Source organism: Natrialba sp. SSL1, assembly GCF_001861355.1.
GTDB lineage: Archaea > Halobacteriota > Halobacteria > Halobacteriales > Natrialbaceae > Natrialba.
The window spans coordinates 90,315-108,403 of the sequence record NZ_MASN01000040.1 but is presented as its reverse complement, the minus strand read 5'-3'; the positions used below and the strand labels follow the sequence as shown (position 1 = coordinate 108,403).

At 62.7% G+C, this 18,089-nt stretch carries 19 protein-coding genes and 1 pseudogene; 7 read left to right on the top strand and 13 right to left on the bottom strand.

Annotated features, from left to right (window positions below; translation table 11 throughout):
• Window positions 1–71: 71 nt before the first annotated feature.
• The 3 genes from BBD46_RS15265 to BBD46_RS15255 form a co-directional block, all read right to left on the bottom strand.
• Window positions 72–1,064 (bottom strand): DNA-methyltransferase, encoded by a 993-nt coding sequence (locus tag BBD46_RS15265; protein WP_071402553.1) that lies wholly within the window; start codon window positions 1,062–1,064, stop codon window positions 72–74.
• Window positions 1,065–1,278: 214 nt separating this feature from the next.
• Window positions 1,279–1,569: a hypothetical protein gene (locus BBD46_RS15260; protein WP_071402552.1), complete on the bottom strand. Its 291-nt coding sequence runs from the start codon at window positions 1,567–1,569 to the stop codon at window positions 1,279–1,281.
• Window positions 1,570–1,874: 305 nt separating this feature from the next.
• The gene (locus BBD46_RS15255; RefSeq protein WP_071402551.1) at window positions 1,875–2,762 is read right to left on the bottom strand and encodes a hypothetical protein; all 888 of its coding nucleotides are present in this window, start codon (window positions 2,760–2,762) and stop codon (window positions 1,875–1,877) included.
• 265 nt (window positions 2,763–3,027) lie between these two features.
• Here BBD46_RS15255 and rbcL point away from each other — a divergent pair, with 265 nt between their 5' ends.
• Together rbcL and BBD46_RS15245 are read left to right on the top strand one after the other, a co-directional pair.
• Window positions 3,028–4,278, top strand: coding sequence for a type III ribulose-bisphosphate carboxylase (rbcL, locus tag BBD46_RS15250; protein ID WP_071402550.1), 1,251 nt, complete (start codon window positions 3,028–3,030; stop codon window positions 4,276–4,278).
• A gap of 86 nt (window positions 4,279–4,364) precedes the next feature.
• A complete protein-coding gene (locus BBD46_RS15245; protein ID WP_071402549.1) occupies window positions 4,365–5,600 on the top strand; it encodes an aminotransferase class I/II-fold pyridoxal phosphate-dependent enzyme in 1,236 nt (411 codons plus the stop codon).
• An 87-nt stretch (window positions 5,601–5,687) separates the two neighbouring features.
• Here BBD46_RS15245 and BBD46_RS15240 read toward each other — a convergent pair whose 3' ends face one another.
• The 4 genes and pseudogenes from BBD46_RS15240 to BBD46_RS15225 form a co-directional block, all read right to left on the bottom strand.
• Window positions 5,688–6,407 carry a DUF3592 domain-containing protein gene (locus BBD46_RS15240; RefSeq protein ID WP_071402548.1) on the bottom strand — a complete coding sequence of 240 codons (720 nt, stop codon included), beginning with the start codon at window positions 6,405–6,407 and terminating at the stop codon, window positions 5,688–5,690.
• 159 nt (window positions 6,408–6,566) lie between these two features.
• Complete coding sequence (locus BBD46_RS15235; RefSeq protein ID WP_071402547.1) at window positions 6,567–8,099, bottom strand: replication factor C large subunit; 1,533 nt, start codon at window positions 8,097–8,099, stop codon at window positions 6,567–6,569.
• A gap of 42 nt (window positions 8,100–8,141) precedes the next feature.
• A pseudogene (locus BBD46_RS15230) lies at window positions 8,142–8,515 on the bottom strand (PIN domain-containing protein).
• Window positions 8,516–8,746 carry an AbrB/MazE/SpoVT family DNA-binding domain-containing protein gene (locus tag BBD46_RS15225; RefSeq protein ID WP_071402546.1) on the bottom strand — a complete coding sequence of 77 codons (231 nt, stop codon included), beginning with the start codon at window positions 8,744–8,746 and terminating at the stop codon, window positions 8,516–8,518.
• Window positions 8,747–8,845: 99 nt separating this feature from the next.
• On the opposite strand from BBD46_RS15225, the gene BBD46_RS22720 reads away from it, so the two are divergent.
• Complete coding sequence (locus tag BBD46_RS22720; RefSeq protein ID WP_171908217.1) at window positions 8,846–9,970, top strand: peptidase; 1,125 nt, start codon at window positions 8,846–8,848, stop codon at window positions 9,968–9,970.
• Window positions 9,971–10,028: 58 nt separating this feature from the next.
• Window positions 10,029–10,784, top strand: a complete 756-nt coding sequence (locus BBD46_RS15215; protein ID WP_071402545.1) for a competence/damage-inducible protein A — start codon at window positions 10,029–10,031, stop codon at window positions 10,782–10,784.
• Window positions 10,785–10,798: 14 nt separating this feature from the next.
• On the opposite strand, the gene BBD46_RS15210 is transcribed toward BBD46_RS15215, so the two are convergent.
• Together BBD46_RS15210 and BBD46_RS15205 are read right to left on the bottom strand one after the other, a co-directional pair.
• Entirely contained in the window at window positions 10,799–11,074 is a 276-nt protein-coding gene (locus tag BBD46_RS15210) for a DUF7521 family protein (protein ID WP_004216484.1), read from the bottom strand.
• A gap of 253 nt (window positions 11,075–11,327) precedes the next feature.
• The gene (locus BBD46_RS15205) at window positions 11,328–11,678 is read right to left on the bottom strand and encodes an ArsR/SmtB family transcription factor (RefSeq protein ID WP_006651982.1); all 351 of its coding nucleotides are present in this window, start codon (window positions 11,676–11,678) and stop codon (window positions 11,328–11,330) included.
• A 240-nt stretch (window positions 11,679–11,918) separates the two neighbouring features.
• Between BBD46_RS15205 and BBD46_RS21745 the strand changes: the two genes are divergently transcribed.
• The 3 genes from BBD46_RS21745 (at window position 11,919) to BBD46_RS15195 (ending at window position 13,135) form a co-directional block, all read left to right on the top strand.
• Entirely contained in the window at window positions 11,919–12,119 is a 201-nt protein-coding gene (locus BBD46_RS21745; RefSeq protein WP_006651981.1) for a hypothetical protein, read from the top strand.
• A gap of 97 nt (window positions 12,120–12,216) precedes the next feature.
• A complete protein-coding gene (locus BBD46_RS15200; RefSeq protein WP_071402544.1) occupies window positions 12,217–12,927 on the top strand; it encodes a helix-turn-helix domain-containing protein in 711 nt (236 codons plus the stop codon).
• 7 nt (window positions 12,928–12,934) lie between these two features.
• Entirely contained in the window at window positions 12,935–13,135 is a 201-nt protein-coding gene (locus BBD46_RS15195; protein ID WP_071402543.1) for a hypothetical protein, read from the top strand.
• 19 nt (window positions 13,136–13,154) lie between these two features.
• Here the strand turns inward: BBD46_RS15195 and BBD46_RS22715 are convergent, their stop codons facing one another.
• From BBD46_RS22715 to BBD46_RS15175, 4 genes are all read right to left on the bottom strand, one after another.
• Window positions 13,155–14,300 carry a GIDE domain-containing protein gene (locus BBD46_RS22715; protein WP_071402542.1) on the bottom strand — a complete coding sequence of 382 codons (1,146 nt, stop codon included), beginning with the start codon at window positions 14,298–14,300 and terminating at the stop codon, window positions 13,155–13,157.
• A gap of 155 nt (window positions 14,301–14,455) precedes the next feature.
• Entirely contained in the window at window positions 14,456–14,842 is a 387-nt protein-coding gene (gcvH, locus tag BBD46_RS15185) for a glycine cleavage system protein GcvH (RefSeq protein WP_071402541.1), read from the bottom strand.
• Between the two features lie 89 nt (window positions 14,843–14,931).
• Window positions 14,932–16,029, bottom strand: a complete 1,098-nt coding sequence (gene gcvT / locus BBD46_RS15180; RefSeq protein WP_071402540.1) for a glycine cleavage system aminomethyltransferase GcvT — start codon at window positions 16,027–16,029, stop codon at window positions 14,932–14,934.
• Window positions 16,030–16,422: 393 nt separating this feature from the next.
• Complete coding sequence (locus tag BBD46_RS15175) at window positions 16,423–18,036, bottom strand: S8 family serine peptidase (RefSeq protein WP_071402539.1); 1,614 nt, start codon at window positions 18,034–18,036, stop codon at window positions 16,423–16,425.
• Between the last annotated feature and the right edge of the window lie 53 nt (window positions 18,037–18,089).

Below are 18,089 nucleotides of genomic sequence, written 5' to 3'. Positions count from 1 at the left end.
GCGGTTTTTGTGTTCTGTCGTACCGTTCGATTCAGCTCGACCCACGTCCGTGAGTCGGAACGCAACTCTGGCTACCGAAAGGTCTCCACCGACACGTTCCGATAATTCGTCAGCGTCCCCCGCTCGCGTTCGACCCGTTGTTTCGCGATCTCGAAGTACTCCTCCTCGAGTTCGACCGAAATCGAGTCCCGGCCACAGCGGGTCGCGCCGACGGCCGTCGAGCCGGAACCGGCGAACGGGTCGAGGACGGTGTCGCGGACGAACGAGAACATGCGGATGAGCCGTTCAGCGAGCGATGCGGGATAGGGTGCAGGGTGGTCGGTCTGTGCTTCGCCGGTGATGTCGGTCCAGAGCTGGCGGAACATCGTCTGGTGGCGGTCGGCCTCGATCAGGCTCAGGACGCGCTCTGCGACAGTTGGGGAGCGGTAGTCGCCGGGTTTGCGAAAGAGCAGAATGTACTCGATATCGTTTTTGATGACGGCACCGGGTTCGTACGGTTTGCCGAGAAAGCGCGCGTTGCCGCCGGCTTCGAGACTCGAGTTGCCGATCTTGTACCAGATGATCGGCGCGAGATTGTCGAAGCCGATGTCGGTACAGCGCTCCTGAATGGTGGCGTGCAGCGGGAGGACGCGGTGGCGGCCGTGGTCGCTGCGCGAGCGGAGCACGTCGCCGACGACGATGCACATGCGGCCGCCGGGGACGAGCTTCTCGTAGCACTGCTCCCAGACGCGGTCGATTTCGTCGTTGAACGCCTCGTAGCCATCGATATCCCCCAGCTGGTCCTCGCCGCCGGTGCCGTTCTCGTAATCTTTGATATCGAAGTACGGCGGCGAGGTGACGACGAGTTCGATGCTCTCGTCGGGCACCATCGAGAGGTCCCGCGCATCGCCGCGGTGGAGTTCGTGATGTGACGGGAGCGCGTTGACGGCCTGGTCTACCTCCCCCATTCGTCCCCTGTCCCGCGCGAGTTCGGGGAGTGCAGACTTCAGCTCCCCGTCAGTGCGCTCGAGCAGATCCGCGCAACTGTCGGGGACGAACTCCCGTAAATCCACGTCTGTACTCATTAGCTACCAATGGAGACCCACCCCGTGTCAAAGCTGCGTTTGTCCTCGTGAGGGTGCTGTTGCGCTCTGCGTACTCGCTCGCCACTGCCTCACAGCCGACTCACCGTCGTTGAAAAGAACAAGAGTCGTAGGCTCGGTCTGCTGGATTCGGTCTCCGGTCTCGAGTGTCGACACCGCCGACACCGCCGACACCGTTGGCCCCGTCGATGCTCAGCTATCCCGCCGCGAGCTCGCGACGACCAACGGCCAGCCCCGCGATAAACGCGAGCACGACGACGCCGATGACGAAGCCGTCGACGACACCGAATCCGCCGTAGGGCGAGGAGGTCGCAAACAGGCGCGTTACCTGCATCAGCGCGACGACGAGGAACGCCAGACCGAACAGCGACGAGGTCGCAACCCAGGCACCCCGTCGCACCGCCGTCATCGACTCGTCCGCATCAGTAACGCTCCGTTCTGTGGGCTCTTCCGGCGGGTTGGGCGTCGTTCGATACTCTTTCCCCATGGTAGCACGCGACACGCGAGCGCCTAAAGGTGTATTCGGTCATCGCCCTAGATGTCAACTGATAGTCGTTGCCACTCATCCGTAGGTACCGTTCTTCTCCAGCGCCAATCCGCCCCCCGCTTGCAATCACGGGCTGTTCCGTACGGCGAATCTACGCTGGCGTGGCCTCGAACACTCACTGTAACACGGCACAGCGAGTGGTCTCAGCCCGACGGGATAGCAACAGAGGTGCTAGTATGAGTCGATGACGGGGTACTCGAGTACCGACAGTAGCGAGGCGTGTCCGTGATTGCGTTCGAGAGCGGTCAGAAGAGGTTGCCGACGGTGGTGCGGAGGCGGGTGAGGACGCCATCGGTGTTTGTGTTTGTGTCTGTTTCTGTGTCTGTCTCTGTGTCTACCTCTGCGTCTGGCTCGGGCTCGCTATCTCTATCCCTCTCTGTGTCTGTGCCCGTCTCACCCTCGATGGCTGCAGAGTCGTCGACAGTGCGCTCATCGTTCGTCTCGTCGACAGCGCGGTCCGTAATCGGACCGTCGTCAACGACCCGCGGGGAGTCAGCAGGTGTGTCAGCAGCGTCGGCGTGTGCATCGACCGATTCGTCCGTGGCGGACGCGTCAGGATCTGGTCCGGCGCCAGGAGTTCCTGTCTCAGAGTCGGCTCCCGTTCCGGCTCCGGACTCAGACTCTCCTTCCGACTCCGTCACTGTCTCGTCTGCCTCCACCGACTCACCAGTGTCAACCCAGAGGAACTCCTGTTCTTTCGTCCGGCCCGTGAGCAACAGTTCCTCGAGTTCCCCTTCGTCTGCCAGCAGGCCCTCGAGGTCGTCGCCGGGGTGCTCGTCAGGTTCCTCGTCGGCGCTTGCGATGATATCGTCCGGGCTGTCCTCGTCGAGGACGTCGTCGACGGCGGCTTCGTCGTCGCCTTTGAGCTGACCGAAGACGGAGGCTGCGGTCTGGTCGGCGACGCCGTCGCTAGTCCCGGTGGTGTCAGTGCTGGTTTCGTCGGCGCCGTCGGTCTCCTCGGCCGTCGCTGTTCCATCGTCGTCGGTCTCGCTGGCGTGTCGCCTGGTCTCGTCCTCGTCGACTGCCGGCCCGCCGAACACGTCGTCGGTCATCTCGCCAAAGAGATCCGTCCCGTGCCCGCCGACGTCGACGCCGCCATCCCCCGCGTTGTCGTCGGTCGTACTATCGGTCATGCACGCTCACAGTCACACTGTATTATAATAGCTAATTAATTTTTGCAATTTTTCCTGTCACGTCCGAGATGAGACGTACCGTATTAGTGTATTGGCCGTTCTCGTCCGAATAGCGATGAGTGGGTGGACGAATGGTCACTTCTGTCTAACACATCCTGTCTTTGGGAGTGGGACGGGAGTAATGGATACGTCTCCGGTTGCTGACTTCAGTCAGCGAAATCCGCGCAAACACTATTAGTCACCGCGATGAATGTCAAGGACTACCATGACTGGCATCGAGTACGACGATTTCCTCGACCGCGAGTACGACCCCGATTCGACTGACCTCGTCTGTACCTTCACCATCGACCCAGCCGAAGGCATGTCGATGGAAGCCGCCGCGAGCCGCGTCGCCTCGGAGTCCTCGAACGGCACGTGGGCCGCCCTGCACGTCGACGAGGACGAACTAACTCATCTCGGCGCGGTCGCCTGCGGAATCGACGGCGACGAGATCACCGTCGCCTACCCCGCGGAACTGTTCGAGGCGGGCAGCATGCCGCAGATCCTCTCCTGTATCGCGGGGAATATCATGGGTATGAAAGCCGTCGACGCAATCCGACTCGAGGACTGCGAGTGGCCCGAGTCGATTACGTCGGGCTTCCCCGGCCCGCAGTTCGGCACGAGCGTCGCACGCGAGAAACTCGACGCCGGCGACCGCCCGATTCTGGCGACGGTTCCGAAACCCAAGGTCGGCCTCTCGACGGACGCCCACGTCCGCGTCGGCGAGGAGGCCTGGCGCGGCGGCGTCGATCTATTGAAAGACGACGAGAATCTTACCGACCAGGACTTCAACCCGTTCGAGGACCGCCTCGCGGAGAGTCTCGCCGCTCGCGACCGCGTCGAGGAGGACGTCGGCGAGCGCAAGGACTACCTCGTGAACGTCACGGCGGAGACGAACGAGATGGTAGAGCGCGTCGACCTCGTCGCCGAACACGGCGGCGGCTTCGTCATGGTCGACATCATCACCTGCGGCTGGTCGGCCGTCCAGAGTGTCCGCGACCGGTGTGAGGAACACGGACTCGCGATCCACGCCCACCGGGCCATGCACGCTGCCTTCGACCGCATGGACCACCACGGTGTCTCCATGCGTGTCATCGCACAGCTTTCCCGGCTCTGCGGCGTCGACCACATTCACACCGGCACCGCCGGACTCGGCAAGCTCGCAAACGAGGACACGCCTGGGATCAACGACTGGCTCCACGGCGACTGTCACGGGCTGAACCCCGTCCTCCCCGTCGCCTCCGGTGGCCTCCACCCCGGCGTCGTCGACCAACTCATCGACGCGCTCGGTACCGATATCTGCATTCAGGCCGGCGGTGGCATCCACGGCCACCCCGACGGCACCCACGCCGGCGCGAAAGCGCTTCGGCAGGCTACCGACGCGAGTCTCGAAGGCGTCCCACTCGAGGAGTACGCGCAGGATCACGCCGAACTCGCGACCGCACTCGATAAGTGGGGGAGCGAAACACCGCGATAATTCCCGTAACGGGCCCCGTCGTGCCAACTTCCTTATGAGAACGGAACCGTGAGAGTAAAACCACGCCACGGACTCCCTTCAGGCGAATGGAAGACTGCGACCGCGGGTTCGACCTCGAGGCCCGACTGGGGTCACTCGAGGAACGCGCGCAAAAACGGACGCTCTCCCCCGTCGATCGGGTCGCCGAGCGCGGCTACTTCGCAGACGCCGCCGGCGGCGATCTGCCGGTACTCGACGCCGACGAGGCGCTCGTCTTCTCCTCGAACAACTACCTCGGGTTGACAGACGACCAGCGGGTGCAGGACGCGGCGCGACAGGCCGCCGCCACCGTCGGTACTGGTGCCGGTGCGAGCCGCATCATCACCGGCGATACCATGGTCCACCACGACCTGGAGCGACTGCTCGCCGAAACCAAGGGCACCGAGCGCGCGCTCGCGTTCTCCTCCGGCTACGCTGCGAACGTCGGTACGATCACCGCACTCGAGCCGGACGTCATCTTCTCCGACGAACGCAACCACGCGAGTCTCATCGACGGCTGCCGACTCGCCGGCTGTGAGACCGTCGTCTACGACCACTGCGATCCGGCGAGTCTGCGCGATGCACTCGAGTCCCGTGCCGCGGCCGACGCCAGCACGGGGACGAACGGAGACAGCGACGACGAATCCTGGCTCATCGTCACGGACACCGTCTTCAGCGTCGACGGCACCGTCGCGCCGCTCTCGGAAATCTGCGACCTCGCCGAGGAGTTCGGCGCGTGGGTAATGGTCGACGAGGCCCACGCGACGGGGCTCTACGTGGACGGCGGCGGCGTCGTGCAGGCGGAGGGACTCGAGGACCAGGTTCACATCCAGATGGGGACCCTCTCGAAGGCGCTTGCAAGCCAGGGCGGCTACGTCGCCGGCAGCGACGCACTCATCGAGAGTCTGCTCAACGAGGCGCGCTCGTTCGCCTTCTCGACGGGACTCGCACCGACGGCGGCCGCGGCCGCGAGCGAGTCGCTTCACCTCGCACGCCACAGCGAGGCGCGCGAACAGCTCTGGGAGAACGTCGCGCATCTCCGGGACGGACTCGAGACGATGGGGTTCTCGATCCCGGGTGAGTCCCAGATTCTCCCCGTTGTCGTCGGCGACCAACGAGATGCGCTCGCGTTCGCGGACGGGCTTCGCGCCCGCGGGATCGTCGTTCCGCCGATTCGGCCGCCCGCGGTGCCAGAAGGTGAGAGCCGGCTCCGCGTCGCGCCGATCGCGACCCACGACCGCGACGATATTATCACGTGTCTGGAGGCGTTCCGGACGGTCGGCTCCGAACTCGGGTTGCTGTAGCGGTTCGTTCGATGTGCGCGGCGGTTCGGTCTCGGGCACGCTCTCGATCAACGTCTGTTCTGCACAGGTTTCAGCCCCTCTATAGTGCTACTGCCGCGTTGTTTGCTCGTTTCGGTTCTCGTCCTCGACCTCGTCATCGTCGATCCCTCGCTTCGCTAACTGCCCCTTCACGACCATTCCAACCCCGACCAGCCCGAAGAACGCACCCAACACCATCCAGAGGACGGGTGCGTTCGACTGCTCCGTCTCGAGAAACGCCGCCTCGGGCTCGCTTGGATCGAGATACGCCGTCACCTGTTCACCCTCCGGGTACTCCGCGACGATCGACTGGGCTGCCGACCGACTCGAGTGCCCGCTGCGAGAGTCACTCGCGTGGAGATTCGAACTGGTGTACGTCGACTCCTCGTAGGTGTATTCGAATTCGACGACGGGGTAGTACGTGGAGCCGCTACTGCCGCTGCTTGAACTCCGTCGGTCGACGTCCGTCTCGACGATTTCGGCGTCGACCTCGACTGCGTTCTCGAGGCGCTCCTCCTGAGTGGTGTAGTCGGAGTAACCGAGCCAGATGACGCCGGCACCGACGAGGAGTAACAGGAGTGCTTTTCGAAGATTTGGTTTCGTTGTGGTATCGCTCTGGTTCTCGCTCCCGGTATCGATGCTGGTCTCAGTCTCAGTCTCGGTCTCGGTCTCGCTGCCAATAGCGTCTTCCTCACCGGTGCCTGCTGTGAAGCTGTCAGCGTCGTTGGCACCCATTGTGAGGGCGTCGTCATTACTATCACCTGTTGTGAAGTCGCTCTTGTCGGTCATGGACCTGCTCGTGCGGAACGGGGCCAGGGCGGTACCCACCGAGCCGAACCGCGATTATGACGACGTGTCTACGGGTGACGTATAGGTCTTTCTACACCTCACAGAAGTGGGATCGTTGTCACTGGAGACGCTATAGACGGCCAAATTGGACGAGATTGATCAGAAGAAGTCGTTCAGGCCGGACTGATCGTCGTCGGTCTCGTCTGGTGCACCTGTTTCAGCAGGTGTGTCGTCCGGCTCTTCCTCAGACGAACCGGCCCCGTCCTCTCCCGCAGAGACGAGCGTTTCCTGTCCCTGTCCATCGCTGGCTGCTTCAGACGCCTCGTCGTCGGCCGGCGAATCCGCGTCCGTCGCCGCTGCTGAATCGGTGTCCGAATCGGACGTATCGAAGAACGCAGAGCCGGAGTGTTCGACCGTCTGCTCGGTGAGTAGCTCTTCGGCGTCCTCGACGATCGACTGGACCTTGTTGGTGCTCTTTCCACTTCCCGTCACGAACGAGACCTCCTTCTCGTCGAGCTCGTACGCCGCGGCCATTTGCACTGTCAGATCCCGATTCTTGCAGTGGTGGGTCATCGCCGAGAGGAACGGCATGATCTCTCGGCGGGCGGTCCCGACACTCGTTCCCTCGCGCTCGGCGATCCGTTCGGCGATTGCGTCGCGCGTCTTGCGCGTGCCCTTGCTGCTGCCGAGTTTGCGCCAGTAGCTCGGCGGCCCGTACCTGGTCCAGCCTCCCTTGGGCTCACGGCGGGAGGCGGCGACGCCGGCAGTCATGTTGTCCGAGGCGTAGCGCCAGAACGAGTAGTTCTGCGTCGAACGAACTCGGCCTAGCCAGCGGTCGGCGTTCGCGAGGAACTCGTAGGCGTCCGCCAGTTCCGCACCCTGGTAGTCCTTGGGGACGTTATCTTCGATCCAGTTCAGCATCTCGTCCGGGTTCTCGTCGACGTCGTAGGAGGCCTTGAGCGCACCTTCGGCGTCTTCTTCCTTGATGAGCGTGTCCAGAAAGTCGAAGATACCTTCCGTCGTGTCACGGTCGCCGGTCACCACGTCGTCGACGGTCAGTCGTTCGGCTTCCTCGGCGACTGCCTGGAGGTCGTTGACCGCAGATCGGAGGTCGCCGCTCGTGTCCTCGGCGATCTTCTGCAGGGCGTCGTCCTCGAACTCGATGTCCTCGCGGCGACAGATATCCCGCAGGACGGGGACGATCGAGCGCTTCGAAACGTCGCGGAACTCGATCGTCTCGCAGGCGTTACGGAGACTCTGGCTCATGTCGTAGAACTCGTTGGCCACGAGCACCATCGGCTGGTTGGCGCTCTTGACGACGCGGGTGACCTCCCGCGAGCCGCCGTAGTCGGCGTTGCCGTGGAAGTTGTCCGCTTCGTCCAGAATGACCAGCCGTCGGCCCGACTCGCCGCCGGTGAGCGTCCCGCTCTTTGCGGCCTCGCCGGCGATGCGCTCGATGACGTCGGCTCCGCGGCTGTCGCTGGCGTTGAGTTCCATCACGGGCCACCCCAGATCGTTCGCCAGCGCGTGGGCGGCCGAGGTCTTCCCGACGCCGGGGCTCCCGTGGACGATCACCGCGTCCCGGTGGTCGTCCCAGGTCTCGGCCCACTCCTTGAGTTTGTCGCGGGCCTTGTTGTTCCCGCGTACCTCCGACAGCGTCGTCGGACGGTACGTTTCGGTCCAGTCGCTCATTGCTGGCTATTGGGACGAGTCGCGTTTAGGGATTGCGGAGCATCACTCCTCGGCGACCGTCTTCAGGTCGAGTCGGGAGCTACGTCTGCGTACGTGTCGTCGCTCGAGACGATCGTCTCACCGCTCGATTCGACGAGGTGGAGCGCATCGAACGGCGTGAACCCGTGGTCTTCGACGTACGTTGCTGCGGCGACGACGGTGTCTACGTCACCGCGTACCTCGACGAGGTTGACGGCGTTCGAAACGACGCGTTCGGTGTCTCGGTCCTCCCGGTAGGCGACCATCAGGAGTTCGATGAGCGTGAACTGTGAGGTCCACAGTTCGTCCTGGTGCGCGCGATACACTGTCTCGGCAGCCTCTCCGAGCCAGTCCTCGTCCTTGATGAGCGCCAGTAGAAAGTCGGTTTCCGCGTACATCTATCGGCCGGCCTCGTCGAGGGCTAGATCTCGTGCACCGTCGCGAAGTTCGTCGGCCGACTTCTCAACATCCCCGAATTCGTTTCGGAGCGCCTCGAGTGGATCCTCGGCGACCGGCACGAGCTTGATTCCGTCGTGAAGCTGCACGATGTGGTAGCGCTCGCCGTATCGCTCTCGAATTTCCTTCGGAAGCGTCAGACGGCCACGGTCGTCCAGAGCTACGTCGGCCATAGTCGGTATACTGTGGGCGAAAAGAAAAGCGTTCCCCGAATAAACAAAAATACCCATCAGAAGAGAAACTCGTTTACATCCGCTCCCTAAACGCCAGCTATGTCGCTGGAAATCACCGTCGGTGGCTGGCTCTCGCTCGTCGTCACCGTCGCTCTCGCCACAATCGTTGCCGGTGGCATCGGCGTTCTGTACGGCTACGTCGCATCTCGGCTCAGTGGAGAAACGGCAACACGCGGACTGAATACGATCACAGTAGGCTTCGCAACCGCTGTTGCCTTCGCCCTCTGGTTCAACGTCGATCTCGGACACGTCGCGGTTCCCCGACTCATCTCCGATGGCTTCGCAGTGTTGCTGGCCGGACTCGCCGGCGGAGTCGTCGGAACGGCGTCCGTCGTCGGTACCCTTCGGACGACACCCGACCTGTTCCATTCTGCTGACCCGGCGACCGTTTGTCGGCGGTACGCTCGCTCTCTGACGATGCTCATCGTTCTCGCGTTCGGTTTTGCCGCCCTCCTCGTTCGACCGGTCCTTCAGGGCGGTCCACTCGCTACGCTCGCGCTCGTCCCACTCATCGGTCTTCTCTGCTGGGCCACTACACCCGTTCTCATTTCGCTTCTGAACCCCGTCCGCCAACCAACCGACGCTGAACGAGCGCGTCTAACGGGTGTACTCGAGTCCGCGGCGCTCACACCACGCTCCGTCCGCGTTCGTGTCGTCGACTCCGAGACTCAGTTCCTGACCACTCGCCTCGCCGGGCCGCCGCAGTATCGAGTGCTGTTCGTCTCGCGGGCGGCACTCGAGTCGCTTGACGACGAGGCTCTCACGGCACTGGTCGTCGCGCGGCGTGAGCAAAAGCGCTGTTACAGTACGCTGGTCGTGATGCTGCCGCTTCTCGGTGCAGCTGTAGGCTTCCTTCTCGCGTTCTTCCTCAGCGGGGCTGCTGTCGGTGCGGTCCTCGCACTCGCGACCGTCCTGCTCGGATGGGGCGGAACCAGACGGCTGCGGTACTTCACCGACAGACGAGCCGCCGACGAAGTCGGCGCTGCCGTCCTCACGGATGCCATCGAACACGCTGTTGGGACGGGTGGGTTCACTCACGATACCGATCCCGGTCGTGAGTGGTTCTCCCCAAACCCGTCGTTCGGCGCGCGAATCGAACGGCTACGCGCACGGTCGGACGCGACTGATAACGGCGGAGATAGCGGTGCTGCTACGTCGCAGTGACGGCCGCCTACGCAAGCCAAGCCGCGGACGCTAACTGAGTCGAGCCCGAACCGTCGGTATGAATGTCGCACTCCTCACCGTCGGCGACGAACTCCTCGCCGGGCAGACGACGAACACCAACGCCTCCTGGCTCGCCGCCCGACTCAGCGACCGCGGCGCGACCGTCAGGCGCATCCTGACGGTGCCCGACGAACGCGAACTCATCGCGAGCATCGTCGCGCGCTGGCACGACGACCCCGAGTTCGACGCGGTCATCGTCACCGGTGGCATCGGCGGCACGCCCGACGACGTCACCGTTCCCGCGGTGGCCGACGGCCTCGACCGCGAGTTCGTCGTTTTCGAGGAGATTTACGACCGACTGCGCGAGAAAGCCGCCGCGTTCCGGGAGGAAAACCCGGAGCTGGTCGCCGACTACGACCTGCAACTCGACCTCGAGGTCGCCGCCTCGCTCCCCGAGGGTGCAACACCCATCGTCGTCGACGAGGGCTGGGCTCCCGGCTGCGTCGTCGACGGCGTCTACGTCTTCGCCGGCATCCCCGACGAAATGCGCGCGATGTTCGAGAGCGTCGCCGACGAGTTCTCCGGCGAATCCGTCGCCCGGACGATCTACACCCCCGCTCCCGAGGGCTCGCTGCACGACGTACTCGAGTCCGTCACGAACGAGTTCGACGTCAGTGTTGGGAGCTACCCGCGCAGCGAGCAGCGACCGGGGCGGATTCGGATCACTGGGACGACCGCGGAGTCGGTCGACGCGGCGGCGTCGTGGGTTGAGTCGCGTGTCGAGACGGTAGAACCAGCGTTCGAGTCGGAGTAATCAGGTGGGTGTGGCTACCGGTACAGCGAGACGTACAGCATGCCGAATCCGACGATGAACGGAATCGTTTCGACGATGTAGAACGCCGTTGCAGCCGACGGGAGCTGTGACGTGATCGTCGTCAGGGCAACGCCCATACTGAGGAAGGCAAAGCCGATGAACGCCGACTCGAGTCGTTTCGACTGACTCTTCGTGTACGATTGAAAGCTGATGAGGGTGAGGCCGAGTGCCAGTGCAAAGACGGTCAGTTGCATCAGCATGAGGACCCCCTCTGCGAGTGCGTCGAGCATTAGTGGAGATCACCTGAGTGAGAGAGTGTTGGAGGGAGGGGTTGTAGCGGTTTTGGCAGGCGCGTTGGTTCCGTATTCGTGTCTGTATTCGTATTCGTATCCGTATCCGTGTCCGTGACTGTATGCGTATTCATCGACCGAATCGCAGTGAGAGGAGTCGTCTCTCCGTTGGCTGAGTTGATTGCGGAGCTGTACTCGTCCCGGTATCGGGGTATCGTCGCCACCGCCATCATCATCACACGTCCAGCGATCACTACTGGACTCCGAGTTCGTCCCACAGTCGCGTGAATCGGTCGGGGAGATTCTCCTCCCGGAAGATTCGGACGTCGTACTCGTCGTCTTCCAGCGAGATGACCGTGCTATTGAAATTGCACGTGTACTCCTTGTAGTGATTCCCGTCGTCGGCGACGAGCGTCCGGTCATTGATCAGTTCGTTCTCTTTGAGGACGTCGAGGCGACGATAGATCGTCGGTTGTGAGAGCTCGAGTCGCTCTGCGAGCTCCTTTGCCGAGCCCGGCTCACGACTGATCGAGGCGAGAATGGTCCGCGCATGCTCGTCCCCGATCGTATCGAGAATTTCCTCGATGGAGGACTCCTCATTCATGTCTAACCCGTTGCGCGAGTCACAGCAAAAGGCTTTCCCAGTCCGGCCGACTTTCTCCATCCGTTATATTTTTATTGGCCGAAACGTATTGGCTAGTACTGACACGGACCGCGGTACTGTCAGCAGAGAACAATATACTCTTGCCGCTATTCTCAATTCCTGAAGACACCTATATATACCCCTTCTCTGCGTTCGAATCCGCTGATCGGGATATATCATATGTTGGTGAGAGTGACGAGTATGGCAACGACTGATGGTGTGTCAAACGGGATGACTGAACCCTGTGAAGTCTGTGAAGTTGACACCTTACACGAAGTTTCTGTGCAGCTCGTTACTGAAGGCGGCGAAGGCGCTAACGCGCGGTACTCGCGAGAACCGTACCGCGTTCGCGAGTGCCAGCGCTGTGGTAACCGTGAGAGCAAGCGAATGAACAACGCGTAGTCGAACCCGACACGCGAAACTGACGCTTTTTCCGCAGCCGTCGATCGAATTCGACGCGCTCCGGTAGCTACTTGGGGACCCCATCCGACCGACGACTATGGGCGGACGCGGGCCGAAACGCGAACTCGCAGAGAAGATCGCCGGCGAAATAACGCTGAGTGACGACCCCGGAGCGACGCTGCGCAAGTGGCGGACCGACTTCGACATCTCTCAGACTGATCTCGCGGCCGAACTCGACGTCTCTTCGTCGGTGATCTCCGACTACGAGAGCGGCCGCCGTGAGAGCCCCGGCATCGGCGTCGTCGGCCGACTCGTCGAGGGACTCCTCACGATCGACGAGCGCCGCGGCGGCGACCGGATCCGGCAGTACGGGCGCGTGCTCTCCGCGGGGTTCGACAGCGACGTCGTCCTCGATCTGCGCGAGTACGCGAGTTCGGTCCGTCTCTCGGAACTCTACACCGATGTCGACGCGACGGAAGTCGCCTCCGGCGGCACGGATCGCATCAGCGGTCACACCGTCATCGACAGCATCGAAGCGATTACCAGACTCTCCAGCGAGGAATTCTTCCGTCTCTACGGCCAGAGCACCAACCGCGTCCTCGTCTTTACGGGCGTCACCCGCGGCGAAGCGACCGCCGTCGCCCTGCGCGTGCTCAACCCGACGCCGAACGCCGTCATCCTCCACGGCATCGACGAAGACGACCTCTGGCCCCACGCGGCCGACCTTGCACGCATCGACGGCTACTCGCTCGCCGTGACCACGACGCCGCTCGAGGACCTCCTCGACGAACTGGTGGGACTCGAGTAACCCTGCTATGGATCGAACCGAACAGTGGACGGCTGCCCTGGCGGTGTTCTACCTGGCAACGCTCGCACTCGTATACGTCCTCGATGAGCCGAGCGCCTGGCTACTCTGGGCGGTCGGCATGGTCGTCGTCTCCGGTGCGGTGTTGATCGCGTTCAACCGGTCGACGCCGGTCGAGGACGATGGCGCTGCTGAGCAGCACTCGGAGTGACCCGTTACGATCCCATCGTTCACCAGGAGAGTGCCATCCACCACAGCGCTGCGCTGCCGGCAGCGATCATTGCCAGACCCCAGAGTACCCCGCGATCGACCGTTCCGCGGAACCACGCTCGTGCGAGCGCCGTCTGATCGCACCCGCTCTCGATGAACAACTCGGTCGTCGGCTTTCGTGCAGCGATGACGAGCGGTGTGCCGTCCGTTTCTGTAGCCGGTGTTGCTCCAATGCCGTCTGTCGCGACAGTAGGATCCACAGCGGCACCCGAATCAGCCGTCTTCGACCGCGCAATACCCGTGACCGTCACCTCGGCACCCGGCTCGAGTACCGTCTCGTGATACGTCCGCTCCTGATCGACATCGGCCGCGTACCGCGCGTCGCGCAGCCACGCCGCGAGGCGGTCCGGCGGCGTCTCCGATGCCCGCACCCGTGTCGTGGTCGACTCGAGTGCAACCGCTGCGTGGGCGGGGTCGACTCGGATCTGACCGGTGTCGTCTTCGAGGACGAATGGGACGTGGTCGCACTCGAGTTGCTGCGTTTCGTTCGCGGTTCCGATTCTCAGTCGAGTCGCAAGCAGACTGCTGAGGCGAGCAATGAACGACGACGGTGTCGCTGTGTCAGCGTCGGTTGCCGTAAGCTGGTACCAGACGGCGATGGTCCCTGTCAGTGGTGTGGTGAGGGTGTTGGTGCTAGTGTGGGTTCCACCGCTCGTCTCACTATCCGTCGTCGGAATCACTGTTCCCGAAACGGTGATGAGTCCGTCGTCGACGCCGCCGATAGCTGTCGGTCCCTCTTGTCGGAGCCGGTAGCTGGTCACCGCGGCGACGACTCCGCCGGCAAGGAGATAGAAGCCACCGCCAATGGCGATTCCGCCAAGAGCAGTCGCGAAGAACGCGCCACGAGCAGTCCCCGAGTCTGCCGCCTCGGGCCAGAACGGATAGCCGCCGACCGCAAACGGTAGCCAGACGACGAGCGTCGCGACCAGGAGCGTCCCGGCGTACAGCCGCGTTCCGAGAGAAAAGCGCCGTCCCGCCCAACGGGCACCAGACTCCGGATCCGGATCAGCGTTGTCGGCGTGTATCGCCAGTGCAACGAAAACAGCCCAGATGTGGCCGAGAAGTACGAGTGCGACCAGGTCGAGTCCGGTGATGGTGGAGATCATCGATCGCTGAACCCGGCGCGGTTCGTCTCGCGTTGTACTCGAGTAGCCAACTGGGGCCGGTGACGGGCGGGATGCGGATACGGATACAGATGCAGCATGCTAGCGAGGAGAGCAACGGTCAACCGGCCCTGATCGTTGATCGTTATGGGCCGCGATTAGGCAACCTGTGCTTCGTACTCGTCAGCCGAGAGCAGGTTCTCGAGTTCGTCCGCGTCGGCGGGATCGATCTCGAGCATCCAGCCGTCGCCGAACGGGTCGTCGTTGACGAGTTCGGGCGCGTTGAAGAGTTCCTCGTTGATGGCGACGACCTCGCCGCCGACGGGGGCGTAGAGATCGGAAACGGCCTTGATGGACTCGATAACGCCGAATTCGGCTTCCTGAGAGAGTTCGTCGCCGTCGTCAGGCAGTTCGACGAAGACGACGTCGCCGAGTTCGTCCTGTGCGAAGTCGCTGATACCGACGCGGACGGTTCCGTCGTCGGTTTCGAGTGCCCATTCGTGCGATTCGAGGTATCGTCGGTCGTCGGGAATGTCGAAGCTCATGTGAGGTGTCTGGGTATCGTGTCTGCGGTGTGTGAAGTGGTTCGTCTCTCGGTTACGGGTCGCTATCTTCGTCTGCGTGCAGCCGGTACTTAAACCGTATCGATGAACGGCATCGTTTCAACTCTTGCCTTTTTCGACTGGCCGCGGACGACGACTTGTAGGGTCGTTCCCGGCTCTGCGTACTCACTCGGGACGTAGCCGAGGCCGATCGGCTGGTCGAGTGTCGGACTCATCGTCCCGCTGGTGACGGTGCCGATAACGCGGCTATCCATGTTTGTAATGTCGTAGCCGTGGCGTGGAATCCCGCGATCGATCAACTGGAAGCCCACGAGTTCCTCGTCGAAGCCGTCCTCGCGAGCCGACTCGAGTGCGTCGCGGCCGACGAACTCGGTGTCGAGTGCGACGGTGAAGCCGATGCCGGCCTCGTACGGCGTTCGTGGATTCGATTCGAGGTCGAAGTCCTGGCCGGCGAGCAGCAGGCCGGCTTCGATTCGGAGCGTGTCTCGCGAACCGAGCCCACAGGGTTGGCAGTCGAACTGTGCCCAGATGTCCTCGGCCTCGGTGGCGGGCACGATCAGTTCGAAGCCGTCCTCGCCGGTGTAGCCGGTGCGTGCGGTCCAGCACTCGACGCCGTCGACGGTTGCCATCGTCGCCGTGAATCGGTCGATATCGGTGACCGACTCCTCGGTGACGTCGTCGACGAGTGCGGGTGCGTTCGGCCCCTGCACGGCGAACATGGCGTACTCGTCGGTCTGATTATCGACGGTCGCCTCGAGGTCGAACTCGTTGCGGTAGCTGATCCACCGTTCGTGGGTCGCTTCGTCGGTACCAGCGTTCGGAACGAACAGGTAGGTCGCCTCGCCGTCCTCGTCTGGAAGGCGGTAGACGACCGTGTCGTCGATGATCTGTCCATCTTCGTCCGTAATCGTCGCGTATTGGGAATCGCCGACAGCGAGTCGGGTGACATCGTTGGAGGTCAGCCGTTGCATCAACGTCGTCGCGTCCGGACCGGTGACGTGAATCTGGCCCATGTGCGAGACGTCGAAGATACCGACGTCCTCCCGGACGGCCTCGTGTTCCGTCTGAATCGAGTCGAACTCGACCGGCATATCCCAACCGCCAAACTCCGTAAATTTGGCACCACGTTCGTCGTGAATCCCACGCAAAGGCGGCGTCTGAAGCGGCATACTCGGCAGGACACGCCGGGGATAGTAAGGTCTTTTGTGATTGTGTTGTCACGATCGTGACGTGTATGGCGCACACTGTGAGACAAAAAAGCGGGATGCGTCGGTGCGGAGGCTGTACCCGTATGGCTGCTGCCCTGACAGTCACCAGACCACAGCCCTGGTCCTCTAGTAGCAACTGCAACTGTTTACACACTAATCACCGAGGAATCTGGCGATTAGGTGTACACTGACTTGCAGTGGCTCCTATCTGTCACGACCCACTCGAGTTGGCATGGCGTGGCCGATGTCCGACTGCTGGTGTGGGTGGCGTGGTGCGTGCTGGCGTCGTCGTGTCAGTGGCCGGCACTCGAGTGGAACGTGGGCTTGGTGTGAAACGCCCCGGTCGGGACTCGGTTAGGAGCCCAGTTCTTCGATGGTGAGCGTGTAGGAGCCACTCCCGTCGTAACGGTCGACGAGGATACCGAGTTCCTCGTTACCATCCAGGTCGACCTGGATCTCCTCGTCTGCGCCCCAGTTGTACGAGCGGCGGTCGTAGTCGCTCGTCGTCGGCGTGCGACCGTCGAGTGTCAGGAAGAGGTCGAAGGTGGCACCTGACGATGGGCCGTCGAGGGTGACGGTTGCGTGACACGGGTTGTCGGTCGACAGCTCGTAGCTGTAGGTGTCACTCGGGTTGCCGCCCCAGCCGCCGCTGAGGTAGCCATCGGCGCTTGCGGTGTTCGTCTCGTCACCACATTCTCCGTCACCTGGATCGTCATCGTCGTCGTCATCATCGTCGTCGTCCGGATCCGTCGTCACTGCCTGCTCGGCGTCGACCCGACCGTAACCCTGTTCTTCGGAGGACAGCCCGATGTCGACTGCAGTGTTTTGCAGGTGACTACGCAGTTCATCGTTCGAGAGACCCGGATGGGCCGACAGTGCGAGGCCGGCGACACCGGCGGCGACCGGTGACGCCATCGAGGTGCCCGAAAGTGCGTCGTAATCGTCCCAGTTGACCGTCGAGAGAACGTTCCCGCCGGGTGCGGCGAGTTCGATCTCCGGGCCGACGTTCGAGAACGACGAGAGGGTTTCGCCCTCGTCGAGCGAGGAGACGGCCATGACGCTGTCGTAGGCCGCCGGGTAGGAGACGCTGCCACCGTAGTCGTTCCCTGCTGCGGCAATGAGCAGCGTTCCCTGGTCTTCGGCGTACTGGCAGGCGTTGTCGAGCGTCTGACTGTAGCCACCGCCACCGAGGGACATGTTGATGATGTCTGCATCCTGGTCTGCAGACCACTGAATTGCGTCGGCGATGTCTGAAAGTGACCCACCGCCACCGTCGCCGAGCGCGCGTGCTGAAAGCATCGAACAGTTACTGATGCCGGCGTGTCCGGTGCCATTGTTCGTACCGCCAGCGGCGATGCCGCCGACGTGTGTGCCGTGGTTCTCACCGGCACTGACCGGATACGGGTCGCCGTCATTGTCGACGAAATCGTATCCGTAGTTCGAGACGCTGCCGTCCATGTTCTCCGCGAGGTTCTCGTGGTCGTACTGGATACCCTGGTCGATGACCGAAATCGTCACGTCACCGTCGCCGTAGGTCTCCGCCCAGGCCCCCTCACAGTTGACCTGCTGTGGCGCGTACTGCTGGCCGTACATCGGGTCGTTCGGGACTTCCAGGGTTTCGTAGGTCGCGTTGTCCTCGGCGTACTCGATGTCGTCTTCCTCGAGGACGTTCCGTTTGAAATTCTCGCGTGCCTGTTCGGCAGCGTTGCTCGGGAACTTGACCGCAACGTAGCCGAGCGTCTCGTTCGTGTGGACGATGTCCGCGTTCGCCGGAATCTTCGATTCGACCGTCGCCTCCGTGCTTGCTGCGCGCTCGGAGACGCCGACGATGATCTCGTCCTTTTTGGGGCCGGGCTCGCGTCCCGGTGTTGCGCTGGCAACTCCCCCGAGTCCCAGGAAAGCCCCCAATGCGCTTGCCGCTTTCAGTACTGATCGCCGCCCGACATTTCTATTGGTATCACGTGTCATGATACGACATAGAAAATACTGACTTTCTATTAAAGTGTTATGAAACAGGTTAG

Excerpts from the sequence above, each read along its gene's own strand:
- gcvH (WP_071402541.1), bottom strand. The coding sequence starts at position 14,842 with ATGAGCTTCGACATTCCCGACGACCGACGATACCTCGAATCGCACGAA.
- BBD46_RS15225 (WP_071402546.1), bottom strand. The coding sequence starts at position 8,746 with ATGGCCGACGTAGCTCTGGACGACCGTGGCCGTCTGACGCTTCCGAAG.
- BBD46_RS15205 (WP_006651982.1), bottom strand. The coding sequence starts at position 11,678 with ATGAATGAGGAGTCCTCCATCGAGGAAATTCTCGATACGATCGGGGAC.
- rbcL (WP_071402550.1), top strand. The coding sequence starts at position 3,028 with ATGACTGGCATCGAGTACGACGATTTCCTCGACCGCGAGTACGACCCC.
- gcvT (WP_071402540.1), bottom strand. The coding sequence starts at position 16,029 with ATGCCGCTTCAGACGCCGCCTTTGCGTGGGATTCACGACGAACGTGGT.
- BBD46_RS15265 (WP_071402553.1), bottom strand. The coding sequence starts at position 1,064 with ATGAGTACAGACGTGGATTTACGGGAGTTCGTCCCCGACAGTTGCGCG.
- BBD46_RS15210 (WP_004216484.1), bottom strand. The coding sequence starts at position 11,074 with ATGCTCGACGCACTCGCAGAGGGGGTCCTCATGCTGATGCAACTGACC.
- BBD46_RS15255 (WP_071402551.1), bottom strand. The coding sequence starts at position 2,762 with ATGACCGATAGTACGACCGACGACAACGCGGGGGATGGCGGCGTCGAC.
- BBD46_RS15175 (WP_071402539.1), bottom strand. The coding sequence starts at position 18,036 with ATGACACGTGATACCAATAGAAATGTCGGGCGGCGATCAGTACTGAAA.
- BBD46_RS15215 (WP_071402545.1), top strand. The coding sequence starts at position 10,029 with ATGAATGTCGCACTCCTCACCGTCGGCGACGAACTCCTCGCCGGGCAG.
- BBD46_RS15195 (WP_071402543.1), top strand. The coding sequence starts at position 12,935 with ATGGATCGAACCGAACAGTGGACGGCTGCCCTGGCGGTGTTCTACCTG.
- BBD46_RS15235 (WP_071402547.1), bottom strand. The coding sequence starts at position 8,099 with ATGAGCGACTGGACCGAAACGTACCGTCCGACGACGCTGTCGGAGGTA.
- BBD46_RS15240 (WP_071402548.1), bottom strand. The coding sequence starts at position 6,407 with ATGACCGACAAGAGCGACTTCACAACAGGTGATAGTAATGACGACGCC.
- BBD46_RS22715 (WP_071402542.1), bottom strand. The coding sequence starts at position 14,300 with ATGATCTCCACCATCACCGGACTCGACCTGGTCGCACTCGTACTTCTC.
- BBD46_RS21745 (WP_006651981.1), top strand. The coding sequence starts at position 11,919 with ATGGCAACGACTGATGGTGTGTCAAACGGGATGACTGAACCCTGTGAA.
- BBD46_RS22720 (WP_171908217.1), top strand. The coding sequence starts at position 8,846 with ATGTCGCTGGAAATCACCGTCGGTGGCTGGCTCTCGCTCGTCGTCACC.
- BBD46_RS15200 (WP_071402544.1), top strand. The coding sequence starts at position 12,217 with ATGGGCGGACGCGGGCCGAAACGCGAACTCGCAGAGAAGATCGCCGGC.
- BBD46_RS15260 (WP_071402552.1), bottom strand. The coding sequence starts at position 1,569 with ATGGGGAAAGAGTATCGAACGACGCCCAACCCGCCGGAAGAGCCCACA.
- BBD46_RS15245 (WP_071402549.1), top strand. The coding sequence starts at position 4,365 with ATGGAAGACTGCGACCGCGGGTTCGACCTCGAGGCCCGACTGGGGTCA.